A 19,146-nucleotide genomic window follows, 5' to 3' on the forward strand; every position below is an offset into this window, starting at 1 on the left:
GCGGCATGGCGATGCATCATGCAGGCACCTCGGTGCGCTCGGCGACGCGCATCACGGCGGAACGCGAACGAGGATTGACATCCACCTCGGCAGCACTGGGCTTGATTCGCTCCAGCGCCTTCAGACGCATGGGCGTGGGAGGCGCAAACGGTGCACGGCGGTCGTAGACCTCCTTGGAATGCTTGGCAATGAACTGCTTGACGATGCGATCTTCCAGCGAATGGAAGCTGATCACGGCCAGACGGCCGCCGGGAGCCAGCACGCGCAGACTGGCTTCTAGCGCTTGCTCAAGCTCCTGAAGTTCGGCATTGATGAAAATCCGAAGAGCCTGGAAGGTCCGTGTTGCCGGGTTTTGCCCAGCCTCGCGGGTCTTGACCGCGCCAGCCACGAGTTGGGCCAGCTCGGCAGTGGTGCGTAATGGGCCCTGGCTTTCGCGCCGAGCAACAATCGCCTTTGCAATGGGGCCAGCAAACCGTTCTTCGCCGTAGTCACGTATCACCTCCGCAATCTGCTGCACTTCCGCATCTTCGAGCCACTCGGCCACGCTCTGACCACGCGTGGTGTCCATGCGCATGTCGAGGGGGCCGTCAAAGCGGAAGCTGAAGCCCCGGTCCGGGTTGTCGATCTGGGGCGAGCTCACCCCCAGGTCCATCAACACACCCTGCACACTGCCTTCGGGCAGTTCGCCAAGATGGCGAAATCCTTCATGCCGAATCGAAAAACGCGCATCGGTGATGCGCGCCGCCTCAGCAATTGCGTCCGGGTCTTTGTCGAACGCGATCAAGCGCCCGTCCGGCCCCAGCCTTTGCAAAATGAGCCGGGAATGACCACCTCGACCGAACGTCGCATCGACCCACTGGCCAGCGGGCGGCTCGGCGGCACCACCCAGCAGGGCGTCCACGGCCTCGTCCAGCAAGACGGTGATATGTTGCAACGGCTGATTCACAAGCACTTCCTACAAAACAAAATCCTGGAAAGCCGCCGGCATCGGTTGCTGGCGCGCTTCCGCTTCGCGCATTTCATATGTGGCCTTGTCCCAGACCTCGAAATGCGCCCCCATGCCCAGCATCAAGACCTCTTTGGTCAGACCTGTGGCCTCACGCAACTCGGGCGAAATCAGCAGCCGACCGGTTGCATCCATCTCAGCATCCATGGCATTGCCCAGAAAAATCCGCTTCCACCACTGAGCCGTGATCGGCAGTTGCGCGACGCGTTCGCGAAACTGCAGCCACTCGGGGCGCGGAAACAGCAACAGACAGCCATCGGGATGCTTGGTGAAAGTGACCTGCCCCTCCGCCAAGGACAAAAGGGCGTCACGATGCCGGGTCGGCACTGAGAGCCGCCCCTTTCCATCGAGATTCAGCGAAGACGCCCCTTGAAACACGGCAAGTTACTCCGGTCATCTGGAGCCGCTCGTTCCCCAAAAATGGGCACGAGGGCAGCTTTCACCACTTAATTGCACTTTTTTGCACTGTATCAGCAATTTAAGGTGAATCCAAACCCGAAGGAACAATTATTTGCAATGAAATCAAGCACTTAGAGAGAAAAAGAAAAGCCTTATTCTGAAAATACCTTTCCTTTACAAGCACTTAGCAAAGTCAATGCAAGTGGACTCTCATTAGGAGGCGTCAATTGCAACCATTCAATTCAATGGAAAGAACTGATTTAAGTCTCGACCTTCTCCTACAAACGCAAACTGCCCGCACAGGCGGGCAGCTCGCTTCAAGCGCTCGGTTCTTCAAAGAATGAAGCGCGACAGATCCTCATCCTTGCTCAGCACCTGCAGGCGCTGATCCACATAGGCTGCATCGATCACCACGGTCTGACCCGAAAGCTTGGCCGCATCGAAGCTGACTTCGTCAAGCAGACGCTCCATCACTGTGGACAGACGCCGTGCACCGATGTTTTCGGTACTCTCGTTGACGTCAAAGGCAATCGTTGCCAGACGCGTGATGCCCTCGGGCTTGAACTCCAGAGTCACGCCTTCGGTCGCCAGCAGCGCCTGATATTGCTTGACCAGGGAGGCGTGAGTCTGCATCAGAATCGCCTCGAAGTCCTGTACCGACAGAGATTCCAGTTCCACGCGAATGGGAAAGCGCCCCTGCAGCTCGGGAATCAGATCGCTGGGCTTGGACAGGTGGAAAGCACCCGAGGCGATGAACAGAATGTGGTCTGTCTTGACCACGCCGTACTTGGTCGAGACGCTGGTACCTTCGACCAAGGGCAGCAAGTCGCGCTGCACACCCTGACGCGATACATCGGAGCCACTGGTTTCCTGGCGCGTCGCCACCTTGTCGATTTCGTCGATGAAGACAATGCCGTTTTGCTCGGCATTGGCAATGGCGCGGGTCTTGACGTCTTCCTCATTGACCATCTTTGCTGCTTCCTCATCGGTCAGCAGCTTCAGGGCCTCGGCGATCTTGAGCTTGCGCGTCTTGCGCTTTTCCTGGCCCATATGGCTGAACATGCCACGCAGCTGCTCGGCCATCTCTTCCATGCCCTGAGGGCCCATGATCTGCACCTGAGGCATCTGCTCGGCGATGTCGATCTCGATCTCCTTGTCGTCAAGCTGACCTTCGCGCAACTTCTTGCGGAAAACCTGACGCGCCGTGTTGTCCGCGGGTACTTCGCCGGTGCGGGCCTGCGGGATCAGCACATCGAGAATGCGCTCCTCGGCAGCATCTTCGGCGCGGGCACGCATCTTCTTCATGTCCGACTCGCGCGTCTGCTTGACGGCAACTTCGGCCAGATCGCGGATGATGGCGTCCACATCCTTGCCCACATAGCCCACTTCGGTGAACTTGGTTGCTTCGACCTTGATGAAGGGCGCATCGGCGAGCTTTGCCAGGCGGCGGGCAATCTCCGTCTTGCCCACGCCCGTGGGGCCGATCATCAGAATGTTCTTCGGTGTGATTTCCTGGCGCAGGCCCTCGGGCACCTGCTGGCGGCGCCAGCGATTGCGCAATGCAATCGACACCGCGCGCTTGGCACCATGCTGGCCGACGATGTGCTTGTCAAGCTCGGAGACGATCTCCTGGGGAGTCATGGCAGAAGACATGTGAATTCTCAGTCAAATATGCCTCTAGCGCCCATCCATAAAGCGCCAGCAGCTATCAATTCGGATAGACGAGTGCTTACAGCGTCTCGATCGTGTGATTCATATTGGTGTAGATGCACAGCTCGCCGGCAATCGCCAGGGATTTGCGCACCACATCTTCGGCCGACAGCTCGGTGTTGTTCAGCAAGGCCTTGGCTGCGGAATGCGCATAGGCGCCGCCGGAGCCGATGGCCACAATGCCCTGCTCGGGCTCCAGAACGTCGCCATTGCCGGTAATGATGAGCGAGGTCGTCGCATCGGCCACGGCCAGCATGGCTTCAAGCTTGCGCAGCACGCGGTCGGTACGCCACTCCTTGGTCAGCTCGATCGCGGCGCGGGTCAGGTTGCCCTGGTGTTTTTCCAGCTTGGCCTCGAAGCGCTCGAACAGCGTGAAGGCATCTGCGGTTGCCCCCGCAAAGCCCGCCAGCACCTTGCCGTGATAGAGCTTGCGCACCTTGCGCGCCGTGCCCTTGATGACGATATTGCCCAATGTGACCTGACCATCACCGCCGATGGCGACTTGCACGCCCTCGGGAGTCTGGCGGCGCACGCTCAAAATGGTGGTGCCGTGAAACTGTTCCATCTGGAGCAGATGGGGACAGACAAGATCGACCTCAAGAGGCCCAGAAAAATTAAATTTGCAGCGCTTGCTGTGGACAAGGCCTCAAACGGCCCGATTCCAGCCTGAGACGCGGTCTCTTGGGGGAAGGCGGCATAGCCTCTCAGGGAGCTAGTCCCTCCTTGGGATCACCTGTGCATGTTCCTGAATGCCAACAACATTGAAGAACACCGCCAGCAACTGGTGCAACTGACTGAACTGCAACACATGACCCAGCTCCTGCATCTGCGCAGCCCAGTTCAGCACCGAGCCTGCGGCAGCAAAGTCCATGCGCACCAGGCGCGCGCAGTCAATGGCGATGGCTTCGCCAAGCTTGGCCTTTTCCTGAACCTCGGCCAGCCAGGGCAATGCATCGCCGTCGATCACGCCTTGCAGCGCAAAACGCGGCTGATGCTCCTTCCAGAGCATGCCGGGCTGAATCGTCTCCGGCCCCAAGAGCCGGCTATCCTTGGCACGCAGGTTCTGCGCCTGCCCTTCATTCGAATACGCACAGACCGGATCGTCCCACGAGGGTGGCGACAGCTCGTAGGTCACGCAATAGTCCAGCGCCGTCAGCTCAAATTCGTCCTGCAGATGCATCAGGCGCTGCATGGCCAGACGCAAATACCACCAGTCCTGATCGACGGCTCGATCACCGGAAGGGGTGTGCTTGCTGAGCACGGCCTGCAATCTTTCATGACCGGCAAAAACCAGTGATCCCTTTTCGTCGGCCCATCCATGTGCCGCATCCAGCAGCGGCTTCTTCACGCTGGGGTCGAGGCTCTCCAGAACGCTCCAGTCCATGACCGAGCTGCCGACGCTGCGCGCCTTGCTGGCCAGCAGCGCCTTGAAGCCAGGCTCATCCAAATGCACAGGAGCCTGCCAGCGAAAACCGGTCTGCACTGCTGCGGCATCCGGCGCTGTTTCGCTAAGCCTGCCCGCCTGCTGCGGCATCACAAACCATTGCGGTGCCGAACGACCGAAGCGCGCCACAAAGTCCATGGCAGCGTCTTCAAACTGAGCCTGCATGCCTGCTGCGCGGTACATGTCCAGCAGTGCCAGCCAGACCTGCAACTGCGCCGGCGTATCCTGAGCACGCTCGGCAATCAAGGCCTTGAGGCTGGTCTCGGCTGCGACGCTGTCACCGCTGGCAAAGACAATCGCAGCATCCTCCAGCGCGGCATCATGCTCGAAGCGCGCAAAGGACGGCGGAACCATGTTGATATCGGTTGGAGCGGAGACCTCGGTCGTGGCAAACGCCGGTGAAAAGTCTGTCTCGCCACGCAGGCCCGGCAAAGCAACAGGATTGCCCTGCCGCCTCGATTGCGGCAGCTCCAGATCGCCTGGCAACACATCCTGAAGCAGCGGCAACGTGCTGATCGAAAGCGGCTGGCTTTTAAATACCGAAGGCATGCTGCTTCCGCCCTCGGGCAGTTGCAGCGGCATGGTGGCGGCATCAGCGGCCAGCTTGCCGCGCCACCATTGCTGGGCCATCTGCGCTTCGATCTCGTCGATCTTCTTGATGGTTTCTGCGCGCTCGCCCGGCACGGAGCTTTGGGCAGTCTGCAAAAAAGAGGAAGGTGCCAGTGGGGTCGGCGTCTCGAGCGGAGCCCTGGCAGTCACTGCCGTCTTGGACAGCTGAGCCTGACGCAGCTTGCGCAGCTGGTCAAACTCGCGCTTTCGCACAAAGTCGTTCTGGCGCTTGCGCTCCAGCATCTCCTTTAGCGCCTGCTTGCTGTACTGGCTTTCTTCGCTTTCCTGGTTCAGATTCTCCAAATCGGACCAATTCACGGTCGGGTGGCGCACGAAACGCACCACCTTGGACAGCAACCCTCCCGACTTGTTTTCTTCTTTCACCATGGTCCTCTACTTTGCTGCCTGCAGCCCCGCCAACGCCTGACGCAGATCAATCGCCGTACATCTTCTGCTTGAGTTCACGGCGCTGCTGGGCTTCCAGCGACAGTGTAGCCGTGGGGCGAGCCAGCAGCCGTCCCACCCCGATGGGCTCGCCGGTTTCGTCGCAGTAGCCGTAGTCGCCGGCATCGATGCGGGCAATGGACTGGTCGATCTTCTTGAGCAGCTTGCGCTCGCGGTCACGGGTGCGCAACTCGAGAGCATGCTCTTCCTCGATGGTGGCACGATCAGCAGGATCGGGCACCACGACGGTGTCTTCACGCAGATTTTCTGCAGTCTCACCCGCATTCACATGCATATCGTTCTTGAGCGCGACCAGCTTGCGACGGAAGTAGGCCAGCTGGGCGTCGTTCATGTAATCGTCATCAGACATGGCCAGCACTTCAGCATCGGTCAGCTCCTCTACCGACTTGGTCTTCCAGGCGTTGGCCAGCTTGGGATCTTTCTTGGGCACAGCTTGCTTTGTGTTGGTCATTGCTTTCGTATCTCTCATGGTTGCCGCAGCCTTGACTGCCGAAGCTGCCAAGGACGGAACATCTGTTTCAGGCTGCCGCGCTGGAGGCGATGCAGAACGCTTGGATCTGGACGATTTGGAAGATTCTCCCGCTGCTGCAGGTACCAGCACCGGGTTGTTCAACGCGGCGTCCACCAAAGAGGTCTCGACGCTGCGGGGGTGCACAGCCGCTGCCGCAGCTTTGGCTGCAGCCTTGGGCAGATTACTTTTCACAGCGGTCACGTCCTGTCTCCTTACAGTACAGAGCCCTTGCAGGGCCGGATTGCTCCAACACCCTCTTTAGGGCCGGCATTGTAGCCACGCCAGTCCCCCCAGCCCGGCTCCGTTGCACATACCCCACAATTTGCAACAAAGCCTGCGCCTGTTTCGGTCAGTTTGCGAGAAATAACAGACAAACAAAACGGCCTGCTTGGCAGGCCGTCAGTCATTGTCAGCAAACCGTTAGCTTTCGCCGAAACAGCCCCCAAACCCAGGGTTTACACCAAACATTGATCCAGTCCCTGGCGAAGAATGTCCTGCGGCAGGTCGATGCCGATGAAGACCATTTTGCTGACTCGCTTTTCATCGGTTTCCCACTCGGGGCCCAGATCGCTGCCCATGAGCTGGTGCACGCCCTGGAAGATGACCTTGCGGCTGGTGCCTTTCATGTCGAGCACGCCCTTGTAGCGCAGCATCTTGGGGCCGTAGATATTGACGATGGCGCCCAGGAAGTCTTCCAGCTTGGCCGGGTCGAACGCGCGATCGGCACGGTAGACAAAGCTCTTCACGTCATCGTCGTGATGATGGTGATGCGGGTGATTGCAGTGCTCGCCATGCTCGTGGTCATGGTGGTCGTGGCCGCAATGCTCGTCGTGCTGGTGTTCATGATCGTGTTCGCATTGGCCATGGTCATGGTCGCAAGCGCTGTGGTCGTGATGATCGTGGTCGTGATCATCTTCCTTGAGGAAATCAGGGTCGATGTCCAGCTTGGCGTTCAGGTTGAAGCCACGCAGGTCGAACACTTCGCTCAGGGGCACATCGCCAAAATGAACGGCACGGATGGGCGCGCGCGGGTTCATGTGCTTGAGGCGGTGGATCAGCGCCTCCTTTTCCGCATCCGTCACCAGATCGGTCTTGGACAGGAACATCTGGTCGGCAAAGCCCACCTGACGGCGCGCTTCCTGGCGATCGTCGAGTTGCTGATTGGCATGCTTGGCATCCACCAGAGTGATGATGGAGTCGATCAGATAGGTCTCGGCGATCTCGTCATCCATGAAGAAGGTCTGGGCCACGGGACCGGGATCGGCCAGGCCGGTGGTCTCGATCACGATGCGGTCGAAGTCCACCTGCCCCTTGCGGCGCTTGGCGGCCAGCAACTGCAAAGCCTCACGCAGGTCTTCGCGGATGGTGCAGCAGATGCAGCCGTTGCTCATCTGCAGGATCTGTTCTTTGGATTCGGTCTTGAGAATGTCGGTGTCGATGTTCTCCTCGCCAAACTCGTTCTCGATCACGGCAATCTTCATGCCGTGGGATTCGTGCAGCACGCGCTTGAGCAGCGTGGTCTTGCCCGAGCCCAGAAAGCCCGTGAGGATGGTGACAGGAATGAGAGCCATGCGTTGAAACCTCTTGCTGCGGCCAGCCGCCACATGCGGCTGTCCAAAAAACACGGGCGGCGCATCCCTATGCGCGCTCCGGTGATAACAGCTGGGGAGTGTAGCGGTGCTTTCAAGCGCGCATGGGCAGCAGGGATGGCAGAAATTTCAGCAAAAAATCACCTCCATCACATACTCAACAATCACTTCAAGCTATCAAATCAGGACTCTTCAGTTTTGCTCCTCGTCGTCCGGCACGCGCAATGGAGCGGGCGTCTCTCCGACGCTGCTGCGCTGCGCACGCGGGTGGGCTTTTTCATAAGCCTGGGCCAGATGCTGGAAATCCAGCCGCGTATATATCTGCGTGGTGGCAATGCTGGAATGCCCGAGCAACTCCTGCACGGCACGCAGATCGCCACTGGACTGCAGCATATGACTGGCAAAGGAGTGGCGCAGCACATGCGGGTGCACGCCAGTCGCAAGCCCCGCCTGCTGGCCTCGCTGCTTGAGACGTGACCAGACCGACTGGGCGCTGAGCCGCTCGCCCCGGCGGCCGACGAACAAGGCCGCTTCATCCTGTGCCTTGAGCTGTGCGGTCCCGACCAGCGCGCTGCTGCGCAGCGCCAGCCAGCGCTGCAAGGCCTCGATCGCCATGCGCCCCACGGGCACAATGCGGCGCTTGCTGCCCTTGCCCTGAACATGGGCGTCACCCGCCTCCAGATCAATCCAGCCCCTGCCTTCATGCCGGCTCTGCTGGTCGGGCCGTAGATCCAGCCCCACCAGTTCGGCCACACGCAGGCCACAGCTGTAGAGCAGCTCGGTCATGGCGACGTCACGCGCCTCCATCCATGGATCAGCTTCGGGGTTCTGAAAACTGGCCAGTTGCACGGCATAGTCCACAGCCAGTGCCTTGGGAAGAGGCTTGGCAGCTTTGGGGCCGCGCACGCCCTCCACGGGGTTGAAAGGCACCAGCTCCCGCTGGGCCGCCCAGCGGAAAAAGCTGCGCCAGCCCGAAAGAATCAGTGCGATACCGCGTGCACTGCGGCCGGCGCCATGCATTTGCGCAGCAAAGCGGCGAATATGCGAGGGTTGCAGTGTCAAAAGCTCCTGAGCTGCCGCCTGTGCAAAGCTCTGCAGCTTGATCAGGTCCAGCGCATACAGCGTATGCGTGCGCTCGGCCAGGCGCTTTTGCACACGCACATGCTCCAGATAGCTGTGGACAACTTCCGGAAGCTGCGCGTACTGCTCCTCAAAAGAGGGCTGCTCGCGCTCTTGCATCGGTATCTACCCCCCTTTTGCAGCCTCAGCCGTGCGCCAGCGTCAGCGCAGGAGCGCGCATGCGCGAGAGCGAGGCACTGGCCAGCTCGGAGATGCGTGAAAGGAATTCAAGACCCATGGTGGCATCGAAGCGCAGCGGGTCGGGCGATCCCAGCACCAGCATGCCAAAGGCGTTGGAAGTGCTGTCCATGGCACCGTCATGCAGGGTCAGCAGCGCGACCGACTGCACCGCATTGGGGTTGGGCAGCCAGGTCACGGGTTCGAAGCCCATATTGGGGCCGCAGAACGGCATGGTCAGCGACGAAGCAAAGGCCTTGGCATCATCGCTCACTCCCATGGTATAGACGGTGCCGCTGTGCGCACCCGCCACATTCCACAGACGCAGTGCGACCTGGGGGACATCAAACGTGTGCTGCAGGCTGGCGGTGAGCGCATGGGGCAGCTCGCGCAGGTCCTGCACCCTGACCAGGGCATGGGTCCACTGATGAATCTTGTTGGCGATGGAAGCGTTCTCGCTGCCATGGCGCACCATGTCCATGATGCGATGCTCCAGACCCTTGATCTTTTCGCGCAGCATTTCGGCCTGACGTTCCTGCAGGCTGACGGCACGTGGGCCATGGCCGCTGATCAAACGCACGCCTGTCAGCATCTCGGCATGGCGCTCGAAGAAATCGGGGTTTTCCTGGAGATAGTCGGCGATCGACTCTTCGGTCATGGCGGTATCGGTCAAGCTGTTCATAAGGTATCAGGTATGTCGATCTGGCCTTCAAAAACAAATTCGGCAGGGCCGGTCATGCGCACGCGATCGTGCGCACCGCTAGTCCATTCAATGGTCAGCAGACCGCCGCGGGTATGCACATCGACGCGCTGGTCGAGCAGGCCCCAGCCAATGCCGGCCACCACGGCGGCACAAGCCCCCGTACCGCAGGCCAGGGTCTCGCCGGCACCACGTTCATAGACACGCAAGCGGACCTCACCGCGGTTGAGGATCTGCATGAAGCCGGCGTTCACACGCTGAGGAAAACGGGCATGGTTCTCGATCAACGGGCCATGCAACTCCACCAAAGCGGCATTCACATCGTCCACCAGCTGCACCGCATGCGGATTGCCCATGGAAACGGCTGCTATCCAGACTGTAGCCGGCTGCAAAGGCGTATCAAGCGTCAGAGGCCATTTTTGCGTCGAACCCAGAGTCTCGACCTGCAGACCGTCGGTCATGAACGGAACCTTGGCCGGATCCAGCTGAGGCGCACCCATATCGACCGTGACGCGGCCATTGCCATGAATTTCGGGGGCGATGACGCCCGAGAGGGTCTGTACGCGGATCACGCTCTTGTCGGTCAGACCCTTGTCATGCACATAGCGCGCAAAACAGCGTGCGCCGTTTCCGCACTGCTCGACCTCGCCACCGTCGGCGTTGTGGATGACATATTCAAAGTCCACGCCCTCTACGGGTGCCGGGCGCACCGTCAGGATCTGGTCGGCGCCCACGCCAAAGTGACGATTGGCCAGGTAGCGGTACTGGGCGGTGCTCAAGCCCAGGCGAGCCTGGGTTTCGTCGAGCACGACAAAGTCGTTGCCCGCACCTTGCATCTTGGTAAAGCGAATCTGCATGATGCCGCACATTATCGCGCCGGGCGCAGGATCTGCGCCATGCCATGGGATCAGCGATACAGCTTTTGCAACAACTCCATGAGCTGCACCTGCTCGGCAGCACTCAGATGCCCGATGGCACGGGTCTCGCTGCTCTTGAGCTCGGGCTCGGCCGTATCCACCAGTTCGCGCCCTGCCCCGGTCAGGTACAGACCCGTGGCGCGGCCGTCTCGCGGGTGCGGACGCCGTTCCAGAAAGCCGCGTTTGCCCAGCGCATCGATCATGCCCACCATATTCGGCGGCAGCACGGCCAGTTGCTGACAGAGCTGGCGCGAGGTGATACCCGGATTGCTGCCCACCAGAGACAGCACGGAGAACTCGACGATCTTGAGGTCAAAACGCTCCATGCAGCGCATGAAAACACCCACCAGAGCCAGCGAGGCGCGCCTGGCGTTGTAGCCCAGCAGGGACTCCAGAAAGCTGGCATCGACCTGATCGACGGCAAAAACCTCGGCACTGTCCCTGGGCTCCTGCCCCGAGCCTGGGAGATCCAAGCCAGCCTCTCTGGAGCGCGTGCCGCGCAAAGAGCGTGCAGGTTTGGAGTCTGGTTCAGCAGTCTTGTGAGCGAGCATTGGCGATGTCAACTTCGAAGGCAAAAGAGCAATCCAGGAGCGCGATGAAAAGACCGCAATTGTGCCGGTATTGCTCGCATCTTGCAGCCATTTTGATCAATGCGCAGAGGTGAACAGCTGGTTGCCGTGTACGACGGAAGCCTGCGCCCACTGCGCCTTCATCAGAGTCAGACGCCAGTCCATTTCGGGCAATATGCGCTGCTGCACCTGCTTGCAGGGGCCTCGCCAGCGCTCACTATCGCCCCCCGCTGTGGCAGCAATACATGCCCACGCCCAGCCCAGCAGCACCACGGCCACGCAGCGCAGATAGTCGTCGGCCACGCGCCAGGCCAGGGTGTCATCTTCCTTGCAGGCCTGCGCCAGCACCGTGGTGAAGTAACGCAGCTGGGCCAGGCAGCGCAGCACTTCTGCATCCAGCGCCCGACTTGCATCCAGGCTGTTGCGCAAAGTCAGCAGCCATTGCCCCATGGCCTGACCACCGTCGGGCAGCACCTTGCGCACCAGCAGATCGATGGCCTGAATTTCATTCGTGCCTTCGTAAATCATGGCCACGCGCGAATCACGCACGATCTGCTCTATGCCCCACTCGCGGATGTAGCCATGGCCGCCGAATACCTGCAGACAGGCGCTGGAGCCCTCGAACGCCTGCTGGGTCCAGGCGGCCTTGAGCACGGGCGTGATCAGACTGCACCACTGCTGGGCCTGCTCGCGCTCACGAGCGCTTTCGGCATGTCGCGCCACATCGAGATAAATACCGGTCTGGTAGGCCAACACACGCCCCCCATCCACCCAGGCACGCTGCAGATCGAGCGTGCGGCGAATGGCCGGATGCTCGATGATCAGATCTGCTGCATCGCCTGCCCCACGCGAGGCCGGTACCGCCCCTGGCGCTCGCATCTGACGGCGCTCCAGCGCATAGGCATGGGCCTTCTGCCATGCCGCGTCCAGCAGGCCTATGCCCTGCAGCGCCACATGCAGGCGCGCGGCATTCATCATGATGAACATGGCGTTCAGGCCCGCTCCGGGCTGGCCTATCAACCAGCCTGCAGCCCCATCAAAGCGCATCACGCAGGTGGGGCTGCCATGCAGGCCCATTTTTTCCTCGATGCGCTCACAGACCACGCGGTTGCGTTCACCATCGGGCAAAACCTTGGGCACAAGAAACAGCGACAAGCCCTTGGGCCCTGCCGGAGCCCCGGGCAGACGCGCCAGCACCAGATGCACGATGTTATCGGTCAGATCATGCTCGCCGCCCGAAATGAAAATCTTGCTGCCGCTGATCTCGAAACGCTCGCCCTGCTCGGATTCGCCAACCGGAACGGCTTGCGTGCGTACCTGCCCCAGGTCGCTGCCCGCATGGGCCTCCGTCAGACACATGGTTGCCAGCCATTCACCGCTGGCCACCTTGGGCAGATAGGCGGCCTTGAGCGCATCGCTGCCATGGTGCTTGAGGCACTCATAAGCACCATGCAGCAGGCCCGGCGCCATGGTCCAGCCATGGTTGGCAGCACTCAGCCATTCGTACAGCACGCCTTCCAGCACCCAGGGCAGCCCCTGGCCGCCGTCCTCCTCGGCACAGGCCAGTGCAGGCCAGCCCGCCTGCCAGAAGTCCTGATATGCCTGGGCAAATCCAGGCGGCGTGGTGACCTTGCCCGCTGCAAACTGCACGCCGACCTCATCGCCTTCGCGCGACAGCGGCGCCACCACCTCACCCACCCATTTGCCGGCCTCCTCCAGCACCTGCTGCATCAGCCCCCGGTCCGTTGCCGCATGCGCCGGCAGGCGCTGCAATTGCTCATCGGCCTTGAGCACATCAAATAGAAGAAACGCGTTATCGGCACTGAGGGGCAAATAGGACATACAAAACCGGCTGCGTTTGCAGCAAAAACTCAACCAAAACGCGGGCTATGCAAGAAGCGCAACCCTATAGTCAGAGGCGCCCAGCAAGAGCCGCCTCGCGGCGATGGCGCCGTCCCCCTCAGGGGGAAACGGCGCAGCCGTTCAGGGGGTCTCAAGTATCCGCAGTAAAGCCGATCTGCTTGACCAGCGGTCCCCAGCGCTCGAACTCGGCCTGCTGCGAACGGGCCATTTCCTCGGGCGTGGAGCTGGTGGCAATCAGGCCGACCACACCCACACTTTCCTTGAGCGCGTCGCTCTTGAGCGCCGCCGTGATGGCCGCATGGGCGCGTGCACGCACGTCGGCGGGTGTCCTGGCATTGGCATAGAAGCCAAACCACTCTTCGGCCGTCAGATCGGCAAAGCCCTGCTCGGCAAAGGTGGGCACATTGGGCAGATAGGGGTTGCGCTGCGGGCCGCTGGTGGCCAGCACGCGCAGCTTGCCGGCCTTGTAGTAGCTCAGGAAGTCGCCGCTGGGGCCCATCACGGCAGCAATCTGGCCACCGGCCAGGTCGGACACGGCAGGCGCGGTGCCACGATAAGGCACATGGCTGAGCTTGATGCCCGAACGCAGGCTGAGCAGGGAGCCGATCAGATGCGGCTGGGTGCCCGCACCGGGGCTGCCGAAGCTGGCCTTGTCGGGATTGTTCTTGCACCAGGCCAGGAAGTCCTTGAGCGTCTTCACCTCGGCCGGCACGGCGGGGCCGACCGCCAGCCCGTGGTGCATGATGGCTCCAATCGAAATTGGCTCGAAATCCTTGGCCTGATAGGTCAGCTTGCTATAGATATGCGGGTAGATGGAGAAGGCCGAGACCTGCGACAGCACGATGACCGAGCCGTCGCCCACGGAGTTGCGCAAATTCTCCAGCGCGATGCGGCCACCGGCACCGGGCTTGTTCTCCACCACGCCCATGTTCTTGGAGTAGCTGGTGCCGCCGATCTTTTCCGCCACACGGCGCGCCACCGAGTCACCGGCACTGCCTGCGGGAAAGCCATAAAGAATGCGCACCTGCTCCAGTGGTCCGCTGCCCTGGGCATAGGCGCTGCGGCCGGCGATGCCGCCGAATGCGGCCAGGGCGGCTCCAGCGCCCAGGCCTTTGACGAAATTGCGACGATCTTGCATGGTTTGTCTCCTCTATTGTTCGATCGCTATGTGCAGGCTTGAGCCTGTCTGAAAAATCCCGACCCGAATGCTATTCGATACCGAGGGGTCATCAGGAATCGCCCGTAAAACCGATCTGCTTGACCAGCGGACCCCAGCGCTCGAACTCGGCCTGCTGCGAACGGGCCATTTCCTCGGGCGTGGAGCTGGTGGCAATCAGGCCGACCACACCCAGGCTTTCCTTGAGTGCCTCGCTCTTGAGCGCTGCCGTGATGGCCGCATGGGCGCGTGCACGCACGTCGACCGGTGTCCTGGCATTGGCATAGAAGCCAAACCACTCTTCGGCCGTCAGATCGGCAAAGCCCTGCTCGGCAAAGGTGGGGACATTGGGCAGATAGGGGTTGCGCTGCGGGCCGCTGGTGGCCAGCACGCGCAGCTTGCCGGCCTTGTAATAGCTCAGGTAGTCGCCGCACGTGCCCATGATGGCCGCGATCTGACCGCCCACGACGTCCGAGACGCCGGGTGCCATGCCGCGATATGGCGCATGGCTGAGCCTGACGCCGGAGCGCAGACTCAGCAGCGCCCCCAGCAGATGCGGCTGACTGCCGGCACCGGGGCTGCCGAAGCTGGCCTTGTCGGGATTGTTCTTGCACCAGGCCAGGAAGTCCTTGAGCGTCTTCACCTCGGCCGGCACGGCGGGGCCGACAGCCAGCCCGTGGTGCATGATGGCTCCAATCGAAATCGGCTCGAAATCCTTGGCCTGATAGCTCAGCTTGCTGTAGATGTGCGGGTAGATGGAGAAGGCCGAGACCTGGGACAGTGCAATCACCGAGCCATCCCCTACGGAGTTACGCAGATTCTCCAGCGCGATGCGGCCACCGGCTCCGGGCTTGTTTTCCACCACGCCCATGTTCTTGGAGTAGCTGGTGCCGCCCATTTTTTCGGCCACGCGGCGGGCAACCGAGTCACCAGCACTGCCTGCGGGAAAGCCATAAAGAATGCGCACCTGCTCCAGCGGGCCACCGCCCTGGGCATAGGCGCAGCGGCTGGCGATGCCGCCAAGTGCGGCCAGCGCGGCACCAGCGCCCAGTCCTTTGACGAAATTGCGACGACCTTGCATGACTTGTCTCCTGCTTGAAATACGGACTCTTCGGTCCTGTGGAATCAATACACGTCTCAATCTTTGGCACTGAGCTGGCTCTGGCACTCTCCAGGCCAGAGACATCGAGCAAGGGCAGCCCCGCAGCGATGGTGTCGTCCCCCTTGGGGGAAGGCGCAAAGTGCCTCAGGGGGTAACACTTACCGAGGAGCCATGCGCAGCGCACCATCCAGACGAATCACCTCGCCATTGAGATGATCGTTGTGCACGATATGCACGGCCAGATCGGCAAACTCCGAAGGCTTGCCCAGGCGCGAAGGAAAGGGAATGGATGCCGCCAGCGACTGCTGCACGGGCTCGGGCAATTCCTTCATCAACGGTGTGGCGAACAAGCCTGGCGCCACGGTGCAGACACGAATGCCGTGCTGGGCCAGATCACGCGCCATGGGCAGCGTCATGCCGACCAGGCCGCCCTTGGATGCGCTGTAAGCCTGCTGTCCCACCTGGCCATCGAAGGCTGCCACCGAGGCGGTGTAAAGAATCACGCCGCGCGCGCCATCCTCCAGCGCCGCCAGCTTGGCGCAGCGTGCGGCAAACAGCCGCGTCATGTTGTAGCTGCCGACAAGGTTGACGCGAATCACTCGCTCAAAGTCTTCCAGCGGTGCGGGCTCGCCATCGCGGCCGATCACGCGCTTGGCCGTGCCGATGCCGGCCACATTCATGAGAATGCGCGCATCGCCGCCCCATTGCTCGCGAACGGCATCCAGCGCGGCCGTGACGCTGGCCGCATCGCAGATGTCGCTCTCCAGCGCCAGTCCGCCGATCTCGGCAGCCACCACCTTGGCCTTGTCGAGCTGACGATCCAGCACAGCAACCCTGGCGCCTGCGGCAGCCAGCGCACGCGCCGTGGCTTCGCCTAGGCCCGAGGCACCGCCGGTGACGATGGCAATCTGATCCTGAACTTGCATATCACTATCCTTTTAAAAGCTGCTTGCGCTTTCTGTCATTGGGCTCAAGCCTGTTCTGGCTCAGAGATTGGGCTTCAGGATCAGGGCCAGCGTTTCGTCATAGAGGCCTGCCACCACATCGGCGCGATGCTGGAGCACGGCACGCTGGTTGATGGAGCCCTTGTCCGTGACTTCGCCCAGGTCCAGCGAGGGCGCCCTGATCGCCGCCACTGCCCGCGCAATGCGAGTGGCACTGCCGGTGGCCGTCTGCGCCAGCTGGTTCAGAACCGTCTGCAGATGCTGCTGCACGGGTTGGCTGTGCATGATCTGCTCCAGCGTCGCCCCCGCGTCCAGGCCGCTTAAGGCCGCACAGGCCGGGGTCCCGAAAATGATGGCGCCGACCTCCTTGCGATCCAGGCCGGTCAGCACCACATCCTGGATATAGGGCGCGCCGGCATGGATGATCCTGGCCCGCAGCGGCCCCACGTTGACGAATGTGCCCGTGGCCAGCTTGAAGTCTTCGGCAATGCGGCCGTCAAAGCGCAGACCCTGGTTGCGATCCTGCGGGTCGCGCCACTGCACGGCGTCTCCGGAGCGGAAAAATCCGTCCTCGTCAAACGCCTCTGCCGTGGCTTCGGGTGCGCGCCAGTAGCCGGGCGTGACGTTCGGTCCGCGGTAGCGCACCTCCAGCTTGCCATCCACAGGCGCCAGCTTGAGCTCCAGACCCGGCACGGGCACGCCCAGGTCTCCCGAGCGCACATCGGGACGGTTGATGAACAGGGCCGAAGGCGAGGACTCGGTCATGCCCAGGCCCGTGCCCATCACGATGCGCTCGCCGCACTCGGCCTCCTGCGTGCGGTGCAGGCTATCCCAAACGGGCTGCGCCAGAGAGGCTCCGGCGTAGAAGAACATCTTGACGCGCTTGAGCAGGCTGCTGCGCAACTGCGCATCGCTCTCCATGGCACGGGCGATGTATTCGAAGCCCGTGGGTACGTTGAAGTAAACGGTAGGGGAGATCTCGCGCAGATTGCGCAGCGTCTCGGCAATGCCCGCCGCCGTAGGCTTGCCCTCGTCGATATAGACAGTGCCGCCGTGATAGAGCGCGAGGCCGATGTTCTTGTTGCCTCCGAAAGTGTGATTCCAGGGCAGCCAGTCCACCAGCACGGGCGGGCCTTTGACCATATCGGGCATGGTCTGGGCAATCTGCTGCTGGTTGGCGCACCACATTCCATGGGTGTTGATCACGGCCTTGGGCAGCTTGGTCGATCCCGAGGTGAACAGGAACTTGGTGATGGTGTCGGGCCCGGTGGCCTGCATGGCGGCATCCACCGCAGCTGTAGGCTCGGTTGCCAGCAGGTCGGCAAACAAGGTACAGGTCCGGGCATCGACGGCCGGCTTGCGGTAAACCACCTCACAGCCCTCGGGCAGCACGGCGCGTACCGCCTTGTCATAACGCGCCGCATCGGCAGCAAAGATCAGGCCTGGCGTGAGCGTATCGACCACATGGCGCAGCTTGGCGTAATCGGTGCTGACCAGTGAATAGGCCGTGGAAACCGAGCAATAGGGCACGCCTGCATACAGGCAACCCATGGCCAGCATGGCATGGTCGAGATCGTTCTCGCTGAGGATGATGACGGGACGCTCTGCCGAGAGCTTTCTGTCCAGCAAGGACTGCGCAATGCTGCGCGCCGCTGCCAGCGTCTGGGCATAGCTGATGCGTTGCCAATCACCGGTGCTGCCGTCGGCCAGTCGTTGCCGCTGGGCAATGAAGGTCTGCTGCGGCGTGGTCTGCGCCCAGTGCACCAGCCTGTCAGTCATGCGTGCTGCGTGCTCTGCCAGCTCCCGGTCGGAGCGCACGTAGAAAGTGCCGTCGCCTGCCTCCCTGACCTGGATGCTGCGCACGCCGAACTCCAGCTCACGGTAGCGAGGCCTACCCCCCTCTACCACCTGGCCGAGGGCCTGCATGGCTGTGTTTGTCTCCTGCATTGTCTTTGTCTCCACAGCGTTGTTTCTTGAGAGTGCTTTCAGTCCTTGCTGACCTTGGCGGCCCGCCCGGACAGAAACTCCTGCAAACGGAACTTGGCTTCTGGCGCACTCTGCGCCACGGCAGCCATCAGAGCTTCTGTCATCAGCCCCTGATCGGCGGGCTGATCGGCAATCCTGGGCAACGCGTGCATCAGGGCGTAATTGGTCATGGGGGCGTTTTCGGCAATGCGCAGCGCCAGCTCCACGGCCTTGTCCAATGCATGTCCTTCGGGCACCAGATATTGCGACAGACCAATGCGCTCACCCTCTTCGGCCTTGTACACACGGCCCGTGAACATCATGTCGGCCATGCGTGCGGCTCCGATCAGGCGCGGGATGCGCACCGAGCCGCCACCGCCGACGAAAATGCCGCGCGAACCTTCGGGCAAGGCATAGAAGGTACTGCTGTCTGCCACACGGATATGGCAGGCGCTGGCCAGCTCCAGGCCGCCCCCCACCACGGCACCATGCAGGGCTGCGACAACAGGCACCGCGCCGAACTGCACCTGGCGCAGTGCCTCATGCCACATGCGCGAATGCAGAACGCCCTGGGCCGCATCGCGCTCGCTGAGCTCGCTCAGATCCAGGCCGGCGCAGAAATGCGGTCCATCGCCATCCACCACTGCAGCGCGCACGCTGACGGGCAGATTCATGAATACATCGCGCAGACCCAGCACCAGCCCATCGGACAAGGCGTTGCGCTTGGCGGCACGCATCAGGCGAATGACGGCAACCTGTTCGGCTTCGCCACGGAACTCAACTGCAATTTCTTTATGAGTCATAACTATTCCTTTCACATCATTATTGTTATTTCAAATAACTAAATGCAAGACATCCTTGGCCGTTTGCTCTCAGTGCTTTCCCCGATTTGCGCAGCAGG

At 61.5% G+C, this 19,146-nt stretch carries 17 protein-coding genes; all 17 read right to left on the bottom strand.

The features are described 5' to 3' along the window. Positions 1–16: 16 nt before the first annotated feature. On the bottom strand, positions 17–946 hold the full coding sequence (gene rsmH, locus CSE6_RS19655) for a 16S rRNA (cytosine(1402)-N(4))-methyltransferase RsmH (RefSeq protein WP_034377108.1): 930 nt from the start codon (positions 944–946) through the stop codon (positions 17–19). Between the two features lie 9 nt (positions 947–955). Then, positions 956–1,384: a division/cell wall cluster transcriptional repressor MraZ gene (mraZ, locus tag CSE6_RS19660; RefSeq protein ID WP_003051254.1), complete on the bottom strand. Its 429-nt coding sequence runs from the start codon at positions 1,382–1,384 to the stop codon at positions 956–958. A gap of 354 nt (positions 1,385–1,738) precedes the next feature. After that, positions 1,739–3,058: an ATP-dependent protease ATPase subunit HslU gene (gene hslU, locus CSE6_RS19665; RefSeq protein WP_003051251.1), complete on the bottom strand. Its 1,320-nt coding sequence runs from the start codon at positions 3,056–3,058 to the stop codon at positions 1,739–1,741. A gap of 76 nt (positions 3,059–3,134) precedes the next feature. Next, positions 3,135–3,680 carry an ATP-dependent protease subunit HslV gene (gene hslV / locus CSE6_RS19670; protein ID WP_003051248.1) on the bottom strand — a complete coding sequence of 182 codons (546 nt, stop codon included), beginning with the start codon at positions 3,678–3,680 and terminating at the stop codon, positions 3,135–3,137. 147 nt (positions 3,681–3,827) lie between these two features. Then, complete coding sequence (locus CSE6_RS19675) at positions 3,828–5,555, bottom strand: STAS domain-containing protein (RefSeq protein WP_034377109.1); 1,728 nt, start codon at positions 5,553–5,555, stop codon at positions 3,828–3,830. A 46-nt stretch (positions 5,556–5,601) separates the two neighbouring features. After that, positions 5,602–6,345: an RNA polymerase-binding protein DksA gene (gene dksA, locus CSE6_RS26175; protein WP_187771826.1), complete on the bottom strand. Its 744-nt coding sequence runs from the start codon at positions 6,343–6,345 to the stop codon at positions 5,602–5,604. A 254-nt stretch (positions 6,346–6,599) separates the two neighbouring features. Beyond that, positions 6,600–7,715 carry a GTP-binding protein gene (locus CSE6_RS19685; protein ID WP_034377399.1) on the bottom strand — a complete coding sequence of 372 codons (1,116 nt, stop codon included), beginning with the start codon at positions 7,713–7,715 and terminating at the stop codon, positions 6,600–6,602. A gap of 210 nt (positions 7,716–7,925) precedes the next feature. Further along, complete coding sequence (locus tag CSE6_RS19690) at positions 7,926–8,972, bottom strand: tyrosine recombinase XerC (RefSeq protein ID WP_034377111.1); 1,047 nt, start codon at positions 8,970–8,972, stop codon at positions 7,926–7,928. 25 nt (positions 8,973–8,997) lie between these two features. Then, on the bottom strand, positions 8,998–9,711 hold the full coding sequence (locus CSE6_RS19695) for a DUF484 family protein (RefSeq protein ID WP_034354355.1): 714 nt from the start codon (positions 9,709–9,711) through the stop codon (positions 8,998–9,000). Next, positions 9,708–10,586, bottom strand: coding sequence for a diaminopimelate epimerase (gene dapF / locus CSE6_RS19700; RefSeq protein ID WP_034377400.1), 879 nt, complete (start codon positions 10,584–10,586; stop codon positions 9,708–9,710). Before dapF ends, CSE6_RS19695 begins: the two co-directional genes overlap by 4 nt. A 50-nt stretch (positions 10,587–10,636) precedes the next feature. Further along, on the bottom strand, positions 10,637–11,197 hold the full coding sequence (locus CSE6_RS19705) for a MarR family winged helix-turn-helix transcriptional regulator (RefSeq protein WP_034354357.1): 561 nt from the start codon (positions 11,195–11,197) through the stop codon (positions 10,637–10,639). 96 nt (positions 11,198–11,293) lie between these two features. After that, positions 11,294–13,057 (bottom strand): acyl-CoA dehydrogenase family protein, encoded by a 1,764-nt coding sequence (locus CSE6_RS19710; protein WP_034377112.1) that lies wholly within the window; start codon positions 13,055–13,057, stop codon positions 11,294–11,296. 151 nt (positions 13,058–13,208) lie between these two features. Continuing rightward, complete coding sequence (locus tag CSE6_RS19715; RefSeq protein ID WP_034377113.1) at positions 13,209–14,216, bottom strand: Bug family tripartite tricarboxylate transporter substrate binding protein; 1,008 nt, start codon at positions 14,214–14,216, stop codon at positions 13,209–13,211. Positions 14,217–14,307: 91 nt separating this feature from the next. After that, on the bottom strand, positions 14,308–15,315 hold the full coding sequence (locus CSE6_RS19720) for a Bug family tripartite tricarboxylate transporter substrate binding protein (protein ID WP_034377114.1): 1,008 nt from the start codon (positions 15,313–15,315) through the stop codon (positions 14,308–14,310). A gap of 179 nt (positions 15,316–15,494) precedes the next feature. After that, complete coding sequence (locus CSE6_RS19725; RefSeq protein ID WP_034377115.1) at positions 15,495–16,262, bottom strand: SDR family NAD(P)-dependent oxidoreductase; 768 nt, start codon at positions 16,260–16,262, stop codon at positions 15,495–15,497. A gap of 60 nt (positions 16,263–16,322) precedes the next feature. Further along, on the bottom strand, positions 16,323–18,227 hold the full coding sequence (locus CSE6_RS19730; RefSeq protein ID WP_034377116.1) for a feruloyl-CoA synthase: 1,905 nt from the start codon (positions 18,225–18,227) through the stop codon (positions 16,323–16,325). Positions 18,228–18,265: 38 nt separating this feature from the next. Next, positions 18,266–19,048, bottom strand: a complete 783-nt coding sequence (locus CSE6_RS19735; protein WP_034377118.1) for a crotonase/enoyl-CoA hydratase family protein — start codon at positions 19,046–19,048, stop codon at positions 18,266–18,268. Positions 19,049–19,146 lie beyond the last annotated feature (98 nt).

The sequence above is a fragment of the Comamonas sp. E6 genome (genome assembly GCF_001010305.1).
Classification (GTDB): domain Bacteria; phylum Pseudomonadota; class Gammaproteobacteria; order Burkholderiales; family Burkholderiaceae_C; genus Comamonas; species Comamonas thiooxydans.